Annotated in this window: 13 protein-coding genes and 1 CRISPR repeat array; all 13 genes read left to right on the top strand. The window is 48.0% G+C overall.

Going from position 1 to position 16,540, the window contains the following annotated elements; all coding sequences use genetic code 11:
- Positions 1-90 precede the first annotated feature (90 nt).
- The 13 genes from P9L94_05785 (at position 91) to P9L94_05725 (ending at position 16,431) form a co-directional block, all read left to right on the top strand.
- Positions 91-243, top strand: coding sequence for a hypothetical protein (locus tag P9L94_05785; protein ID MDP8243573.1), 153 nt, complete (start codon positions 91-93; stop codon positions 241-243).
- 126 nt (positions 244-369) lie between these two features.
- Positions 370-1,038, top strand: coding sequence for a hypothetical protein (locus P9L94_05780; GenBank protein MDP8243572.1), 669 nt, complete (start codon positions 370-372; stop codon positions 1,036-1,038).
- Positions 1,039-1,490: 452 nt separating this feature from the next.
- Positions 1,491-2,273, top strand: a complete 783-nt coding sequence (locus tag P9L94_05775; GenBank protein ID MDP8243571.1) for a type IV toxin-antitoxin system AbiEi family antitoxin — start codon at positions 1,491-1,493, stop codon at positions 2,271-2,273.
- Positions 2,257-3,159, top strand: coding sequence for a nucleotidyl transferase AbiEii/AbiGii toxin family protein (locus tag P9L94_05770; GenBank protein ID MDP8243570.1), 903 nt, complete (start codon positions 2,257-2,259; stop codon positions 3,157-3,159). Before P9L94_05775 ends, P9L94_05770 begins: the two co-directional genes overlap by 17 nt.
- Positions 3,160-3,335: 176 nt before the next feature.
- Positions 3,336-6,020 carry a CRISPR-associated helicase Cas3' gene (gene cas3 / locus P9L94_05765; protein ID MDP8243569.1) on the top strand — a complete coding sequence of 895 codons (2,685 nt, stop codon included), beginning with the start codon at positions 3,336-3,338 and terminating at the stop codon, positions 6,018-6,020.
- On the top strand, positions 6,007-7,581 hold the full coding sequence (gene casA, locus P9L94_05760) for a type I-E CRISPR-associated protein Cse1/CasA (GenBank protein ID MDP8243568.1): 1,575 nt from the start codon (positions 6,007-6,009) through the stop codon (positions 7,579-7,581). Before cas3 ends, casA begins: the two co-directional genes overlap by 14 nt.
- A complete protein-coding gene (gene casB, locus P9L94_05755; GenBank protein MDP8243567.1) occupies positions 7,571-8,086 on the top strand; it encodes a type I-E CRISPR-associated protein Cse2/CasB in 516 nt (171 codons plus the stop codon). The genes casA and casB overlap by 11 nt, the downstream gene beginning before the upstream one ends.
- A gap of 21 nt (positions 8,087-8,107) precedes the next feature.
- Positions 8,108-9,229 (top strand): type I-E CRISPR-associated protein Cas7/Cse4/CasC, encoded by a 1,122-nt coding sequence (cas7e, locus tag P9L94_05750; GenBank protein MDP8243566.1) that lies wholly within the window; start codon positions 8,108-8,110, stop codon positions 9,227-9,229.
- Positions 9,226-9,954 carry a type I-E CRISPR-associated protein Cas5/CasD gene (cas5e, locus tag P9L94_05745; protein ID MDP8243565.1) on the top strand — a complete coding sequence of 243 codons (729 nt, stop codon included), beginning with the start codon at positions 9,226-9,228 and terminating at the stop codon, positions 9,952-9,954. The genes cas7e and cas5e overlap by 4 nt, the downstream gene beginning before the upstream one ends.
- Positions 9,923-10,627 (top strand): type I-E CRISPR-associated protein Cas6/Cse3/CasE, encoded by a 705-nt coding sequence (cas6e, locus tag P9L94_05740; GenBank protein ID MDP8243564.1) that lies wholly within the window; start codon positions 9,923-9,925, stop codon positions 10,625-10,627. Before cas5e ends, cas6e begins: the two co-directional genes overlap by 32 nt.
- A gap of 110 nt (positions 10,628-10,737) precedes the next feature.
- Positions 10,738-11,715 (top strand): type I-E CRISPR-associated endonuclease Cas1e, encoded by a 978-nt coding sequence (gene cas1e, locus P9L94_05735; protein MDP8243563.1) that lies wholly within the window; start codon positions 10,738-10,740, stop codon positions 11,713-11,715.
- Positions 11,696-12,016, top strand: a complete 321-nt coding sequence (cas2e, locus tag P9L94_05730; protein ID MDP8243562.1) for a type I-E CRISPR-associated endoribonuclease Cas2e — start codon at positions 11,696-11,698, stop codon at positions 12,014-12,016. Before cas1e ends, cas2e begins: the two co-directional genes overlap by 20 nt.
- Before the next feature lie 55 nt (positions 12,017-12,071).
- Positions 12,072-15,095: a CRISPR direct-repeat array (repeat unit 29 nt; unit sequence GTATTCCCCACGCATGTGGGGATGAACCG).
- A gap of 1,048 nt (positions 15,096-16,143) precedes the next feature.
- Positions 16,144-16,431, top strand: a complete 288-nt coding sequence (locus P9L94_05725) for a transposase (GenBank protein MDP8243561.1) — start codon at positions 16,144-16,146, stop codon at positions 16,429-16,431.
- Positions 16,432-16,540: the final 109 nt, after the last annotated feature.

Raw genomic sequence — 16,540 nt, 5'->3', positions numbered from 1 at the left:
CTGAAGACATCCCTACATTAAAGGACTTAGGGATTAACTACAATCTAGCCTCTCGCGTGCAAACGCTGGCAAAAGTGGGGGACGTGGTATTTGAACGCTATGTTGAAGAAATACGCGGAAGCGATAATCGAACGCTTGCAACAGGCGCTCGACGCTGCCGCATCCCTGGATGACCTGAGAGAAATCAGGGACTACGCCCGGATACTGACCAATTTGCTGCAATCCCACAATCTGACCCGCTAGGTGGTCGATGACGCAAGCCTAATCCATATCAACGCATCGCGAGAAATGGGTAAATATCTGCAACAGATGGAAAAGCAACACGGCGCACGAGGGGATGAGAGAAATCAACACCAAAAAGAGGTGGAGTTGCACCGTGCAACCCCACCAGACATCCCTAAATTAAAGGACTTAGGAATTGAGAAAACTCTGGCTTCTCGCTGTCAAACGCTGGCGAAAGTGAGCGATGGGGTGTTCCGCCGATACATCGACGAAATCCGCGAACGCGAGGCTCTTTCGTTCGGCGCGATCCACAGGCTATGCCGTCGTGAGATATCAGGCCGAGAGCGCCCGGTGCCGACGATAGACGAGGCTACAGATAATGCGATCATGCAGCAGGCGTCGGGTTTCACGGAAAATGACCTGGTCGAATTCCGCGATGTGTGTTCTTTCCTTGGCGTCGAGAAAGGAACGGTGTCAAAATGGATGGAGAAGGGCGTCCTACGCCCCGTTTTCCGCGCCGCCCGACAACGGGAGCGTCGAGAATATAATACGCTCCTGTACCTGCGTAACGACGTTGCACGGCAGGCGCTGGGTAACCCGCCCCGTCAATCGGTCTTTCTTCCGCCAGATGAGTTAAATTATTTATTATCTCAGCCGCAGGAATACCGGGATGGCGTATCGACCGGGTTCAACCACCCTGACATCGAAACCGACCTAAACGGGATGAAAGACCTGGGCGAAGCCGCAACCGCCGCGCAGATGCTGTATGACGAGGGCGTAGAATTCGGTAAATTACTCGCCAGCCAGATGCTTTAATTGGTTAGACATCATAAATATTGGTACGCAAAGTGCGCAAATTAGTTAGCCCCTTTTTGGGTATTAACGAATCATAGGAAACCATTGAATTGAGTCTTATCATTGAACATGGTTTCCAAATTCAGCGAATTACTAATTCTCTCATAAATAAAGACTTACGATAGAATCAATTTCAATAATGTTTCCTTTGATTAAGTGCACGGAAACTATAACTTTTGGTGTTAAAACAGTACGCAAGTGCGCTATTAGTACGCACCTCCTTCGCGCGCGAGGGAAGGTTGCGTATTTAACCTCATCAACGAACCTGATGGGCGTTTATATCATCTCTTAAATGCCTCCAACTCTCATTTTTACTTTACAATTATTCCTTAATCGGTATTTGAAATACCTTTTTGAGAATAAAAGTAAAGTATGCTATTGCTCTACTTTGAAATAAGGCCTAAAATGGTATTGTGAATACCAATACCGGAAGAAAATTAAAGAAACTTCTCGATTCCCAACCTGCGGGAACCGTATTGCTATCCTCTTGGCTAACCAGGCAAGGGTATAGCCTCGATTTGCAAAAAGTCTACAAAAAAAACGGTTGGTTTGAGTCAATCGGGCATGGCGCCTTGATTCGCGCCGGAAACCAAGTTGGTTTTGAAGGCGGCATCTATGCGCTACAAAAACAAATCGGCTCACGAATCCATCCCGGCGGTAGAACAGCACTGGCAATTCACGGCAAAGGACAATACCTGGAACTCGATCAAAAGAACATTGTATTGTTTGGTAAGAATGGCGAGAAACTTCCTCAATGGTTTAAAAACCATAACTGGGGAGTGAACCTAAGTTATCACAGGTCTGACTTTCTGCCGCCAGAAATAGGACTGGTTGATTTGAATTTTAATAACTTTCAAATAAAGATATCAAACCCGATCCGCGCCCTCTTGGAATGTCTCCATCTCGCCCCCAAAAAACAAGAACTCACTGAATGCTATGAAATCATGGAAAGCCTTAACAACCTCAGGCCCGACCAGGTTCAGGCATTACTCGAAACATGCAAGTCGATCAAAGTCAAAAGGCTCTTCATGTTTATGGCGGAAAAATCCGGTCATGCCTGGTTCAGTAGATTAGATGCTGAAAAAATAGATATGGGAGTCGGCGTTCGAAGCATCGTTGAAAATGGAGTCTATGAACCAAAATACAAAATAACTTTGCCGCCAGAAATGATCAGAAACGATGAAGCAACTTTATAAAGAACAAGTTGAACTGCTGCTGGCTGTTTTGCCGGAAGTCGCGAAAGAAGATTGCTTCGCTCTGCATGGCGGCACGGCGATTAACTTGTTCATTCGTGATATGCCAAGGCTATCAGTTGATATTGACCTGACCTTTGTACCCTTCGAGGACAGAGAATCATCTCTTAATCAAATTACCATTGGGCTTGAGAGAATTACGCAAAACGTGTCAAAAGTAATATCTGACGCACATGTACAGCAAAAGCCAGATGTAGGCAAACTTCTGATTTCAAGAAAACATTCAACAATAAAAATTGAAATCAATCTTGTTAACCGAGGTGTGTTGGCAAACTCTGAGCAGCGAATTCTCTGTCCAGAGGCGCAAGAACAATTTAACGCATATTGCGTAATCCCGGTTGTGCCGTTTGGACAATTATTTGGTAGTAAAATCTGCGCTGCACTAGATCGGCAACACCCCAGAGATTTATTCGATGTCCGGTATTTGCTCAATAATGAAGGCTTTTCTGATGAAGTGAAAACAGGATTTCTTCTTACTCTGCTGAGCAGCAACAGGCCGTTCCATGAAATCCTGAATCCAAATTTGATTGACCAACGAAAAACGATGAGCACCCAGTTTGAAGGGATGTCTGAAGAACTGTTTTCTTATGAAGAATTCGGTGAGACAAGAGACTCATTGATCAATACCATTCATCAATCACTGTCAGATCAAGATAAAGCGTTCCTGCTCAGCGTATTGAATCTTGAACCTGCCTGGGAGATATACGACTTCGAGCGATTCCCCGCCGTACAATGGAAACTACAAAACCTACGGACATTAAAAGAAAGCAATCGAACCAAATATGATGAGCAATTTAAGACTTTAGAGATACTATTCAATTCACCTTGATCTTTTCCCTTTACATGTTTAATAATAAATGCGCCATGGATGGCAACGATGGGTAGATTTGAAAGTGGACTTTAAACAGTATCACTCCTGTTTGAAATTGACTTCTCTATTTTAGGGTGACAGTAGATGTCAGGTGGAGGTTATAGAGTCATGTAAAATCGAATAGGGATTGGATAATGAACACTTTTGATATTGATTTATTTAGTTTGTGGGCCAAAACGACTGATGATGAAGAATTCCATTCATTAATCTTGCATCTGATTGATTCCGCTGCAGTTGGTCTTCAACTTGCCCATTCTGAACGATTGCGACCAGATGTTCAACACTGGGCCCACCAAACGAATACAAATATTGAATACGCTCCTCATTGGCTTTCATTCATCACAGCGTTGCATGATATAGGGAAGTTAAATCCCTACTTCCAATGCATGGACTGCGCGCCGAGACAAACCCAAGATTTTCTCATTCAACAAAATGCATATCAAACGCTTTCGAGTTCATCTAATGATCGCCTCCCTCACGGGTTTGTCTCGGCAGCGGTTTTGCCGGAATGTCTGGACGGCCTCCTTGCATCTTGCAAAAGAGATTCATTACGTCAAATTCAATTCATTCTCGGTGGACATCACGGTGTATTCCCAAGACCAGGCGACATTAATAACACTTCCAGACATCTTAAAGCAAAAGAAGATCGGGCAAAAATTTGGAGCGATGCAAGAATACAAGTTACTCAATGTTTATTTGATATAATTCACCCTCAAGATAATTGGCCGACATTAACAAAAGAGGACAACGCATCTGCGTTTTGGTTGGCGGGCTTTGTTTGTCTCGCTGATTGGATCGCATCGAACAGCATTTTTTTCGGTTACCAACCCGATTGCGACAACCTAGAAGACTATTGGAAGCAAAGCAATCAAAAGGCCAAAGATGCATTAAATAAAATTCGCTGGACGGGTTATTCATTAGAAAAACAACCCGTCATCTTCCAATCGCTCTTCAGTTTTTCACCGAGACCGCTCCAGGAAAAAATCCAGTCGCGAGCCAAGGATGCAACAAAATCTCAACCACGCTTCGCTATCATTGAGTCACCCATGGGTGAAGGCAAAACCGAAGCCGCATTGTTTCTGCATGAATATTGGCGCAATGAACGTGATCAAAGTGGAGTCTATTTTGCGCTCCCCACGATGGCAGCCAGCAACCAGTTATACAGCCGCACCGAAGAATTCTTACGTAGGCGCCACCCAGGGCAAGAATTCTACAACTTGCTTTTACATAGCCATGTGCTGCTGAATGACGACTATCACACCATGCGAGCGGCGGCGATTCAACAAGATGGCGACAATCATAGCGGCGTTGCTGCAATGGATTGGTTTTCTCAACCAAAACGGGGGCTGTTAGCGCCGTTTGCCGTCGGCACTGTCGACCAGGCCTTAACGTCGGTCCTGCAAGTGCGGCATGGGTTTTTGCGACTATTTGGCTTGGCGGGAAAAACGATCATTTTTGATGAAGTACACGCGTATGACGCATATATGTTCACTTTGTTCGAGCGCCTGTTGCAGTGGTTGTCGGCGCTCAATTGCACTGTCGTCATACTGTCCGCCACACTACCGGCGAAGACGCGCGAGAAAATGATTGCCGCATTTGGCGCAAAAAAATTGGAATCCCCGAATGAAACGCCGTATCCCCGCGTCACGCTGACCACGGAAGATAATCAAGTGGAGTGCATCCATGTTCCTGCGTCGCAAGAACGCAAATCCGTTGTGCGCTTAAAATGGGTCGAAGATGAATATGGCGAGATATGCGACTGCTTAAAAACGGCATTGCGCGAAGGCGGTTGCGCAGTGTACATCTGCAATACAGTCACGCGGGCGCAAGAGGTTTACTGTCATTGCAAACAGTCTTTCATTGATGATGAGATTGAATTGGGGCTATTCCATGCCCGTTTTCCTATGGGAAAGCGGTTTGAGTTAGAAACAAAATTCGTGACCCAGTTCGGTAAGCGCCGCGAAACGCGCCCCAAGAAATCGGTGCTGATTGCCACACAGGTTGTCGAGCAAAGCCTGGATTTAGATTTTGATTTCATGATGACCGACATGGCGCCGGTTGACTTGATTCTTCAACGCTCCGGTCGCCTTCACCGTCACAAACAATACGCCAAAAAGCGTCCCAAGCCATTGCGCGAACCAACTCTCTGCATCGTTAAGCCAAACGATAGCACCGACGGCCCGGTGTTTTCCGCAAAATTCTACGATGAATACATTATGCTGCGCAGTTGGTGCGCGCTGCGCGACCGCACAACCATCGCCTCTCCCGGCGATTTTGAATCCCTCATCGAAAGCGTTTACGGAGACCTGAGCGAAGATGCCGATGACCGATTGCGCGATGCGAAAGTCCGTTCAGAAGAAAAAATAAATGAACACAAAAGCATAGCAAACGGTATAACCATCAAAAAACCATCAAGCAAAAATGCGCTTTCCTCATGGAACCGCGAATTAGATGAAGACAATCCCGATGTACACCATTCACTACGAGCAGATACGCGTTTGACTTCACCCTCTCTTCAAATCGTCTGCCTTGCTTCAGAAGATGAAAAAAAATTACCGCAAGAGGGCAAAGCACGATCTGAAAAAGTCAAGCAACTGATCTCATCTTCAGTTTCATTATCGTACTTTGGCTGCACAAATGATTTGCCTGAAGGGTTGATCCCCAATGAATGGAAGACGCATCGGATATTGCGCCATTACAGAGCCGTCGTATTTGAAAACAGCATTTATGACGCAGATATCAAACAACTCGAATATGATCCTGAATTAGGAATAACAATTAAAAATATGATAAAGGAGAAAGAGGATGGCGTCTTTTAATCTCATTCACGAGCCTTGGATTCCCTGCATTGATTCAAACGGGAACCTAAAAGAACTTGGCTTGCTCGACGTATTGCGGCAGTCTCATCAATTGCGCGAAATCAGTCATCAGTCTCCCCTGGTTACGGCTTCGCTTCATCGCTTGTTGCTTGCGATTCTTCATCGCAACTTCGGTCCTGAAGATTTGGATTGTTGGTTTGCGCTTTATCAAAAAGGCCAATTCGATGATGGCGTATTAGACTCATACTTTGAAAACTGGAAAGAGCGATTCGACCTCTTTCATCCTGAGCGGCCATTTTATCAGTCTATTGATGATGAAGTGATTCACGCAGAAAAGCACTCTTTATCAAAATTAGCGCAAGAAATGGCGTCGGGAAACAATGACACATTATTTGACCACACAACATCTATCGAATCGCCAGAGTGGAGCGCAGCAAATGCAGCAAGATATGTTGTTGCAACTCAATCTTTTGCAGTTGGAGGCGGCGTCTCGAAACCATTTCCTTTAAGTCATGCAGTATTAGTAAGAGGCTCTTTGGTGTTACTAAAAGGCAAAACGCTTTTTGAAACGTTTTGCTTAAATCTCGTCTGTTGCTATGGAGAAGAATATCCAGAAACGATTATCCCAACGTATAAAGATATTCCAAGTTGGGAGCAGGATGAAATCGTACCACAAAAACGTCTGCCGTATGGCTACCTGGATTTGCTGACAATTCCCGCTAGACGATTAAAACTCAATTGCAATGAGAGAGGCAAAGTCGATTCTGTTCAAATTCAACAAGGTGTAGCGATAACAGAAGGTCCATGGCTTGACCCAATGCTTAGTTACGTCAAAAAAGATGAACAAAGCGGTTGGATTCCACTTCGAATAAAAGAAGAAAGAGCATTGTGGCGCGACAGTTCTGTCTTGATTCATATTGGAGCGCAACTAAAAAAACCTGCTGAAACAGTATGCCAATACAAAAATGCTATATTTGAATTTAAAGAACTGAAGTTTCACTCTATATCTCTCGAAATACTCGGCTTCAAACCGGATGATCGTAAAGCAGCCAAAATCAACATTTGGCGTCATGAACGGTTCCCGCTCCCAATTGTATACCTCAAAGACGAAAACACGGTCTTTACTCTCGAACGAAACCTCACGCTTGCAGAAGAAACTTACAAGTCGCTTCATAACAAAACACTTTGGTTTCTTGCATCTGATTTACTCGCCCCGTATGACGGTTCAGACCGGACGCCTGACAGAAACAAGGTCACGGAATTGCGTAATAGTTTCCCTTCCTCGCGGGAATTTTGGGCGCGACTGGAACCGGCTTTTTATGATCTGTATCTGGGCCTTCCGAATGACATAGAACCGGCCCAAAGCGAATGGGCGAAGGCCTTGCAGCAAACGGCCCGCGATGCGCTCGAAATAACCCTTCGCGGTCTCGACGGTTCCGCGCGCTCGCTGCAAGCCGCCGTCAAAGCCCGCCGCAAATTATCTTACGAACTCAAACAATTGTTCCCCGAACAAAATCATCAATCGTCCGAAATGGAGGAGGAAAAGTCTTATGCCCAGTGACCGAAGTCATCCATTCATTGATTACCTGCTGTCGCTCAAACAGCAGCAGAACCGAGGCGCCCTCGCCCACCTGCGCCGTGGGCTTGGTAAGCCGCCGGGGACCGTCGCCGACGTTTATCCATACGTCGGGCGTTTTCTTGGCGACAAGACAACGTTGCGTGAACGCGATGAGATCTATTTGGTTGCGTCGTTGTTCGCTCTGCACGACGAGCACCAGACCATCGGCAATTTGGGTGCGTCTTTTCACTCCATCTGGATGGACGCTGAAAAAAGTTCCAGCCTTGAAAAGCGTTTCGTGAACCTGCTCAACGCCAATCGTGAGGAATTGCCAGGACGGCTGCGCCATGCCGTCAGTTTGCTGAAGTCAAAAGGCGTCGGCGTCGATTACGCGCAGTTGTTAGACGATCTGCGCTGGTGGGACAGCGACCGGCGGACCGTACAAGAACAATGGGCGCGCTCATTCTGGGCGTATTCAAAAACCGAAGACCAATCCAACGAAAACTAAAAGACCGAAAGGGATACGACCATGTTTATCGAAACTCACGTCATTCAAAATTTCGCTCCATCCTGCTTGAATCGCGACGACACCAACACGCCCAAAGACTGCATCTTCGGCGGCGTGCGCCGCGCCCGCATCTCCAGTCAGTGCATCAAACGCGCCATAAGACACGAGGATATTTTTAAGAATACTCTAGATACGAACCTTGCCAATAGAACAAGATGGCAAATTTCTAAACTAGAGGAGATCGTTGAATCAAAGTCAAAAGACAAAAAAATCGCAACTACCCTTGGCAATTTTATTAGTTCACTCATAAAGAGCAGTAACGATGAGAAAGAGGGCAAAGAGAAAGAGAAGGAGTATCAAAAATGTGCAGCTACAAGTTGGTTAACAGAAGAAGATTTAAATTCCCTCATAAATTTTATTGATGCTAACTTTGATGCCATTTCAAAAGCGAAGAAAAAAGCAGATAAAGAGAAATTCACCAAAGAATTCTTAAATTCTTACGAAAAATTCCCTCAAACTCCAGACATAGCTCTTTTTGGTAGAATGCTTGCTAATGCACAGAAAATGAATATAGACGCGGCTTGCCAGGTTGCTCATGCGATTTCCACCCACAAAGTCGAACAAGAAATGGATTTCTTCACCGCCGTCGATGACCTCCAAGAAGACGGCGAAACCGGCGCCGACATGATGGGCGTGGTTGAGTTTAACAGCGCCTGCTTTTATCGCTACGCCGTTATCCATTGGAAAAAACTTCTGAAAAACCTGGGCGGCGATCAGGAACTCGCAATGAATACCGTCGAAGCCTTCCTGCGCGCTTTGCCCGAAGCCATCCCGACAGGGAAACAAAACACTTTCGCAGCCCACAATCCTCCGAGTTTCGTCTACGCCGTGGTCCGCGATAGCGGCGCTCCCTGGTCTCTGGCGAATGCGTTTGAATCGCCCGTCCGCGCCAACGGCAGCGGTTTGGCGAAACATTCCATCGAAGCGCTGGATTCCTATTGGGGCAAACTATCCGCCATGTACGGCGCCGAGCCGACTGCCAGCGCGTTTTGCTCGCTTGAAGAAATCGAACCCGCCAACCTTCAGGGCAAGGTAGACAACTTCAATGAACTCGTCGCTCGGGTCAAAGGGGCGTTGTCATGAGTTGCCTGCTATTGCGGCTCGCGGCCCCCATGCAATCCTGGGGAACGCAAAGCCGCTTCACCGAACGCGACGCGGGTCGCGAACCGTCAAAAAGCGGCGTAGTTGGATTGCTCTGCGCCGCGCTGGGCGTCGACCGCGCCGACGAAGACGGCATACGCCCGTTGGCTGAACTAAAGATGGCGGTGCGCATTGACCATGACGGTATCATAAGCCGCGACTACCAAACCGCCGGAGGCGGCGATATCCCCGGCGTGAAGAAATACGGCGTTCTCAAATCAGAGGGCAAAGTTGGCGAAACGGTCGTCTCCAATCGCTATTACTTAGCCGATGCGGAATTTCACGTCGCGCTTGAAGGCCCCGACGAGTTGCTGCGCCAAATTCATCATGCGTTGCTCAATCCTCATTGGCCGCTCTATCTGGGCCGCAAAGCCTTTCCGCCCGAGGCGCCCTTGTCGCTTGGCGTGAAAGAAGGCGATTGTCCGTCTGTACTACAAGCAGTCCCATGGCGACAACGAAGTTTAAAGACTCCAAAAGACAAACTACGCATGGTGATTGAGTGCGAGCCTGATGAGGGCGTCGCCCGCATGGACCTCCCCGTTTCGTTTATCAAGCATGACCGCTGCTTTCGGCTGCGCTACGTCAAATCGCAATTGATTGATGGTTTCCCCATTGATGATGGAAAGGAGGAGCGCAATGTATCTCTCGCGTCTCATGCTAAATCCTGAAAACCGGCAAGTCCAAAAAGACCTGAGCGACTGCCACAACCTTCATCGCACGTTACTGCGGGCGTTTGAGTTTGATGAAAAAAGCGATTTCCCACGAAATAGTGTTGGATTGCTCCACCGAACCGACATTGATCCGCGAGCCAGAATGCCGGTCGTCTTGGCGCAATCGAATATAAAGCCTGACTGGTCAAATATTGAGGGACGCTTCAAACGCTACTTTGTTTCATACGAAGAGGCTCGCGACATTAAATCAGTCGAGAGCGCTTATCAAGGCCTCAAACAAGAGCAGGTCTTATCGTTTCGTCTTCGCGCTAATCCAACGCGAAAAGTGAATACCAAATCCAATCCTGATGGAACGAAATCCAATGGACGCCGGGAACCTATTCGCGGCGACCGCGAACAAATCGATTGGCTCAAACGCAAGGGAGATCAGGCTGGCTTCACTTTGCTCTCAGTCGCGTTAAATCAAGACGTTCTTGATATGAGATCACTCACCGAAACTGCGATGCAGGTGGGCGAGAAAAACACTCACCGCATGACCTTTCACTCTGTCTTGTATGAAGGCCGTTTGCGAATCACGAACGTTGACCTGTTCCAAGATGCGCTCAGAAAGGGAATTGGACCGGCGAAAGCCTACGGCTTTGGTTTGCTTTCAATCAAACGGGGCAGTTAATAAATCGCTAAAAAAAGTTGCGCACGCGACTTCGCTCTTTGACAATCAGGTTTGAATGCTTTAAAGGGTCTGAGGGGCGTTTTACGCAACCACAACGATGGAGGCAAACAATGCGCATCCAAGATTTGCATGAACTCCCCAAAGTAAAAGACAGTTGGAGCTACTTATATGTGGAACACGCCCAGATCGATAAAGACGCTAAGGCAATCGCCATCCACGACGACTCAGGCATCACCCCCGTTCCATGCGCCTCGCTTTCGCTCTTGATGTTAGGGCCGGGCACACGAATCACCCATAGCGCCATTCTGACTCTGGCTGACTGTGGATGTTTGACCGCATGGTGTGGAGAGCAAGGTGTGAGATTTTATGCATCCGGTATGGGCGAAACTCGAAACGCGGCCAATCTCGAAAAACAAGCGCGTTTATTTTCTCATCACCCCTCGAGAATGAAAGTCGTCAGGCGGCTCTATGACATGCGCTTTAACGAAACGCTCGATGAGTCGCTCTCTCTTCAACAAATCAGAGGGATGGAAGGCGTTCGCGTTCGCTCAACCTATGCGAAATGTTCTAAAGAAACCGGCGTACCCTGGGAAGGCCGTAATTATAAGCGAGACGGCTGGAACAAGTCTGATCCGGTCAACAAAGCCCTGTCATGCGCCAATTCGTGCTTATACGGCGTGTGTCATGCGGCCATTATCGCCATGGGGTTCTCAACCGCGCTCGGGTTCATCCATTTTGGCAAACAACTCTCGTTTGTCTATGACCTGGCTGATCTGTATAAAACTGATATTACCGTCCCAACCGCGTTTGAAGTCGCCGCTGCTGAACCAACCAATGTAGAGCGCAAAGCGCGCTACGCCTGCCGCGACTATTTTGCCGAGACAAAACTTCTCTCTCGAATCGCAGATGATTTGAACCATGTTTTTGATATCGAACCTCCGCTTGATGATGACTATGGATTTGATTCTGACCCTGCCTTGCCTGGTCAACTCTGGGACCCGGCGCAGTCAAAAGGCGTCGAAGGCGGAAAAGCCTATGGCGAAAATTCTTCTGAAGAAGGAGACAATAATGATCGTCATGATTCTTGAACGAGTGTCACCGTCGCTTCGGGGCGAACTCACAAGATGGCTTATCGAACCCAAAGCAGGCGTTTTTGTTGGACGTGTGTCAGCGAAGGTCAGAGAAAAACTGTGGACAAAAGTGAGTGAACGTGTAAAAAATGGCGCATGTATGTTGATTTGGAGAACCAACACCGAACAAGGATATAAAATTGACTACCGAAATGACCCGTCTCGTATTGTGACAGACTGGGATGGGTTGCAACTGATCACTAAACCTGATAAACATAAAGAGAAAAGTAATTCACCAATACACGAAATAACCCCTTAATATTGCATTAAGACTTAGACGCAATATTGAGGGCTAAGTTCTGTGTTTTTCAAGTGTATTCCCCACGCATGTGGGGATGAACCGAGGTCAAAGGTGGGGTTGAATCCGGGGGTACGGTATTCCCCACGCATGTGGGGATGAACCGAGGAAGCGACCAAAGAACTGATTGCAGTAAACGTATTCCCCACGCATGTGGGGATGAACCGACACCGACAAACACTAAGAAAATCGCAATACCGTATTCCCCACGCATGTGGGGATGAACCGCGAGGCCCATTATGCCAAACACAATTAACATCGTATTCCCCACGCATGTGGGGATGAACCGCGCTGATGAATTTGCCTAACCATTCATCGTTTGTATTCCCCACGCATGTGGGGATGAACCGGTCAATGTAAAGCAAAAGATACAAGAGGCTAAGTATTCCCCACGCATGTGGGGATGAACCGTTTTCATACAACCCAAGCCCGCCAAATTCTCCGTATTCCCCACGCATGTGGGGATGAACCGAACGAAGACATCGTCGGTAGCGTCGTGGCGGCGTATTCCCCACGCATGTGGGGATGAACCGGTCGCCATCGCCGAATAAGTGACGCTCAAGGCGTATTCCCCACGCATGTGGGGATGAACCGCCATCCGCTCGCCTCGGTCTCGGTCTTCACAAGTATTCCCCACGCATGTGGGGATGAACCGCATGAATGAGAACGAGAAACCAAAAGGGATTTGTATTCCCCACGCATGTGGGGATGAACCGCGCGGACTTGCTGCCGGTTGTGTTTTCGGGCGGTATTCCCCACGCATGTGGGGATGAACCGTCAAACAGGTGATTGGTAACACGCAATGTACAGTATTCCCCACGCATGTGGGGATGAACCGGACGGCGACAATGACGGTGACGACGTTAAAAAGTATTCCCCACGCATGTGGGGATGAACCGGACTCCTGGACACCATTTCACTGATATTGCAACGTATTCCCCACGCATGTGGGGATGAACCGGCCGATGTCTTTGACCAACAACTCGATGAGATGTATTCCCCACGCATGTGGGGATGAACCGGATAGGTATCAAAATGACGAAACAAACGACGCGTATTCCCCACGCATGTGGGGATGAACCGGTTTAAGGTTTTGTAATCCTGTTTCATTAACGGTATTCCCCACGCATGTGGGGATGAACCGAAACATTCCGTTCTACCACCGCAATAGGAATCGTATTCCCCACGCATGTGGGGATGAACCGCATACAGCGCCAATAGCCGCTGCAACGAAAATGTATTCCCCACGCATGTGGGGATGAACCGGTATCGTTCGCCGCGAACGCTTGCGGAAATGTGTATTCCCCACGCATGTGGGGATGAACCGTCTTGGTAAAAGGCGAAAAGATTCTAAAGCAAGTATTCCCCACGCATGTGGGGATGAACCGCCGATGAACCGAACGCTCGCATGGATGAGCGCGTATTCCCCACGCATGTGGGGATGAACCGCGCTGTGTGAGACTCTCCAAAGACAAGCCGTTGTATTCCCCACGCATGTGGGGATGAACCGAGAGAACGGCGTAACGGCCCTCACCCAGCCTCGTATTCCCCACGCATGTGGGGATGAACCGACCATGCAATTTTAGGCGGTCGGGCAACAGGTGTATTCCCCACGCATGTGGGGATGAACCAAGTACGCATAGACTGTATTCGCGCCAGGAACGCCGTATTCCCCACGCATGTGGGGATGAACCGATAAACAGCGACCGCTCCGTCACCCGCCCGGTGTATTCCCCACGCATGTGGGGATGAACCCCGTTTATGAGCGTTCAATCCCGAATAAGATAGGAGTATTCCCCACGCATGTGGGGATGAACCGACCTATTGTATGCAAAACATCGTCCAGGCGTTGTATTCCCCACGCATGTGGGGATGAACCGACCGTTCTCGCCGTGTTGAGCGACAATGACGAGTATTCCCCACGCATGTGGGGATGAACCGAGACCCCTGCGATGACACCGTCTGCGATTTGTGTATTCCCCACGCATGTGGGGATGAACCGAATGTGTTCATCTGAGCGATACCGCCGCCCAAGTATTCCCCACGCATGTGGGGATGAACCGTTCGTCTGAGGATGCAACCACCCATGGGGAGTGTATTCCCCACGCATGTGGGGATGAACCAGTATTAGTGTGGGATGACGGCGCCGCGTGTGTTGTATTCCCCACGCATGTGGGGATGAACCGGCAAGAGGCGCAAATAGAGCCAAACCTAATCCGTATTCCCCACGCATGTGGGGATGAACCGACGCTACCGTTAATTCTGCGGGGTTGGAAAACGTATTCCCCACGCATGTGGGGATGAACCGAATCATTCGACGATCGCAGTGATGCAGAACAAGTATTCCCCACGCATGTGGGGATGAACCGTCGGTTCCTTCAACTCACATTCATCAGTGAAGGTATTCCCCACGCATGTGGGGATGAACCGCCTAGTCCACCCCTAGCGGCATAGGCCACGTGGTATTCCCCACGCATGTGGGGATGAACCGATCGGATTGAACTTCTCCAAGCGGCGTTGGAAGTATTCCCCACGCATGTGGGGATGAACCGTAAACTTAGATTGGGACGAAGGCGAACTAGGCGTATTCCCCACGCATGTGGGGATGAACCGGCGGCGCAACCCGCAAAGGAACCAAAGGCGATGTATTCCCCACGCATGTGGGGATGAACCGAGATGCTTGGAAACGTGGTGTTCCGGCGTAATGTATTCCCCACGCATGTGGGGATGAACCGAGACCATTCCTTTGATTGTTGCGGATTCTCTTGTATTCCCCACGCATGTGGGGATGAACCGACGGTCTCGCGGAGCGCGGCAACCCACACCAAGTATTCCCCACGCATGTGGGGATGAACCGGTCCATGTGGCTACCGAGGCCCAAGTGGAGTTGTATTCCCCACGCATGTGGGGATGAACCGTAAGATAAGGGGTTGACTACCCGGCGGGTAGCGTATTCCCCACGCATGTGGGGATGAACCGAAAAACCATCCAGAGAATAATGGTTATACACTGTATTCCCCACGCATGTGGGGATGAACCGTAACATGCTTCTACTTATGTTGCGGTCGCAAAGAATAAAATAATTTCATCGTAGCTTTCACATCGTTTAAAGCATGATGTCTGCCAGAATAATCTTCCTTAAAAACATGGTAGTATGCTTCAAGAAGTGAAGCATACTTATATTCCCCATGATTACCAGGGATCTTGCATATGGGAGTATAAGCCTTCATCGTGCAGAATGATGGCTTATACTCCCATGGGAAACTAATGGAATTCCGCGCGAACATTGCGCGTATTAAGTTCAAATCAAAATTGACATTATGACAAACAAATAAATCAGATTCTTCTGCAAGTTTTTCAAAATTTCTAATTGCATCTATTTGTGATAATCCCTTTTTTTCCAATATCCCATTTGTTATTCCATGAATTTTTGTAGTAGAAATAGGGATTGATACATCACTTTTCACATAAATGCAAAAGCTGTCTAATATTCTTTGGCTAGAGTCGGATAAGATCGCTGCTATCTGGACAATTCTTGGTTGGTTGTGATGATCAAGTGGAAGGCTTTGACGATAAAGACCAGTGGTTTCAGTGTCAAAAAAAAAGAATTTTTTGTATATTTGAGTTCACTTTTATTTGCATACCCAGATAAATAATTTGTTCGTTCCTCTTTGAAAGCTGATGATTTAGTCTTCAGTTTGGTTGATTAGATCGTCTTTGAAACAAACGCTTCCAGCAATTAGTATCAGTGGCTTCGCTGAAGTTTCTTCGCAGCAGAACGACTAGCGCACAAGTACAGAACGACCGCCCCGAAATGCTAACATGTTGTCACTAGTTAAAAAAGTATTTACATTGAAGCCTATAAAATGTCAACCTTAGAAAAATTACTTTCAAATCAACATTGCTAACAACATACCTGCCGTACGTTGCAACTCAGAACTTTGTCCCGAGTAAAGCGAAGCGTATTGCTCAGCTTTAGTGTATGTGTCTAGCCTCACTTCTACTGGCACGAAAAATGGGGGCTAGACACCCTCGTTTTCACGGACAGTGGTTTAAGGGAGTCTAGAGCGTGAAAGCGAGGATTTGAGATGAGTGAGAATCGTCGGAAGTACAGTCGTGAATTCAAAGTGGACGCCATGGGTTTGGTAACCAAGCAAGGCTATACGGTACGCCAAGCCGCCGAAAGCCTGGGCATTCGCGAGAACATGCTGTGGCGCTGGAAGAAGCAGTTGCAGGATGAAGACGCCGCCGCGTTCAAACCGGGTGAAGGGCCAGGCGCTGAAGTGAAGCAATTGCGTGAAGAGAACCGTCGCCTAAAGTTGGAGCGCGACATCTTAAAAAAAGCGACGGCCTTCTTCGCCAAGGAATCGCAATGAGGTACGCCTTCATTTCGGCGAACCAAAAGGCGTTTCCTTGGCGAAGAAGGCCGTCGCTTTTTTTAAGATGTCGCGCTCCAACTTTAGGCGACGGTTCTCTTCACGCAAT

This window comes from Candidatus Hinthialibacter antarcticus (assembly GCA_030765645.1).
GTDB classification, from domain to species: Bacteria; Hinthialibacterota; Hinthialibacteria; order Hinthialibacterales; family Hinthialibacteraceae; genus Hinthialibacter; species Hinthialibacter antarcticus.
The sequence above is the reverse complement of the archived record's forward strand: the minus strand, read 5'-3'. Positions and strand labels throughout refer to the sequence as shown.

Bases quoted from the DNA above. Each gene is read 5' to 3' on its own strand.
- P9L94_05770 (MDP8243570.1), top strand. From the start codon at position 2,257: ATGAAGCAACTTTATAAAGAACAAGTTGAACTGCTGCTGGCTGTTTTG.
- cas3 (MDP8243569.1), top strand. From the start codon at position 3,336: ATGAACACTTTTGATATTGATTTATTTAGTTTGTGGGCCAAAACGACT.
- casA (MDP8243568.1), top strand. From the start codon at position 6,007: ATGGCGTCTTTTAATCTCATTCACGAGCCTTGGATTCCCTGCATTGAT.
- casB (MDP8243567.1), top strand. From the start codon at position 7,571: ATGCCCAGTGACCGAAGTCATCCATTCATTGATTACCTGCTGTCGCTC.
- cas7e (MDP8243566.1), top strand. From the start codon at position 8,108: ATGTTTATCGAAACTCACGTCATTCAAAATTTCGCTCCATCCTGCTTG.
- cas5e (MDP8243565.1), top strand. From the start codon at position 9,226: ATGAGTTGCCTGCTATTGCGGCTCGCGGCCCCCATGCAATCCTGGGGA.
- cas6e (MDP8243564.1), top strand. From the start codon at position 9,923: ATGTATCTCTCGCGTCTCATGCTAAATCCTGAAAACCGGCAAGTCCAA.
- cas1e (MDP8243563.1), top strand. From the start codon at position 10,738: ATGCGCATCCAAGATTTGCATGAACTCCCCAAAGTAAAAGACAGTTGG.
- cas2e (MDP8243562.1), top strand. From the start codon at position 11,696: ATGATCGTCATGATTCTTGAACGAGTGTCACCGTCGCTTCGGGGCGAA.
- P9L94_05725 (MDP8243561.1), top strand. From the start codon at position 16,144: ATGAGTGAGAATCGTCGGAAGTACAGTCGTGAATTCAAAGTGGACGCC.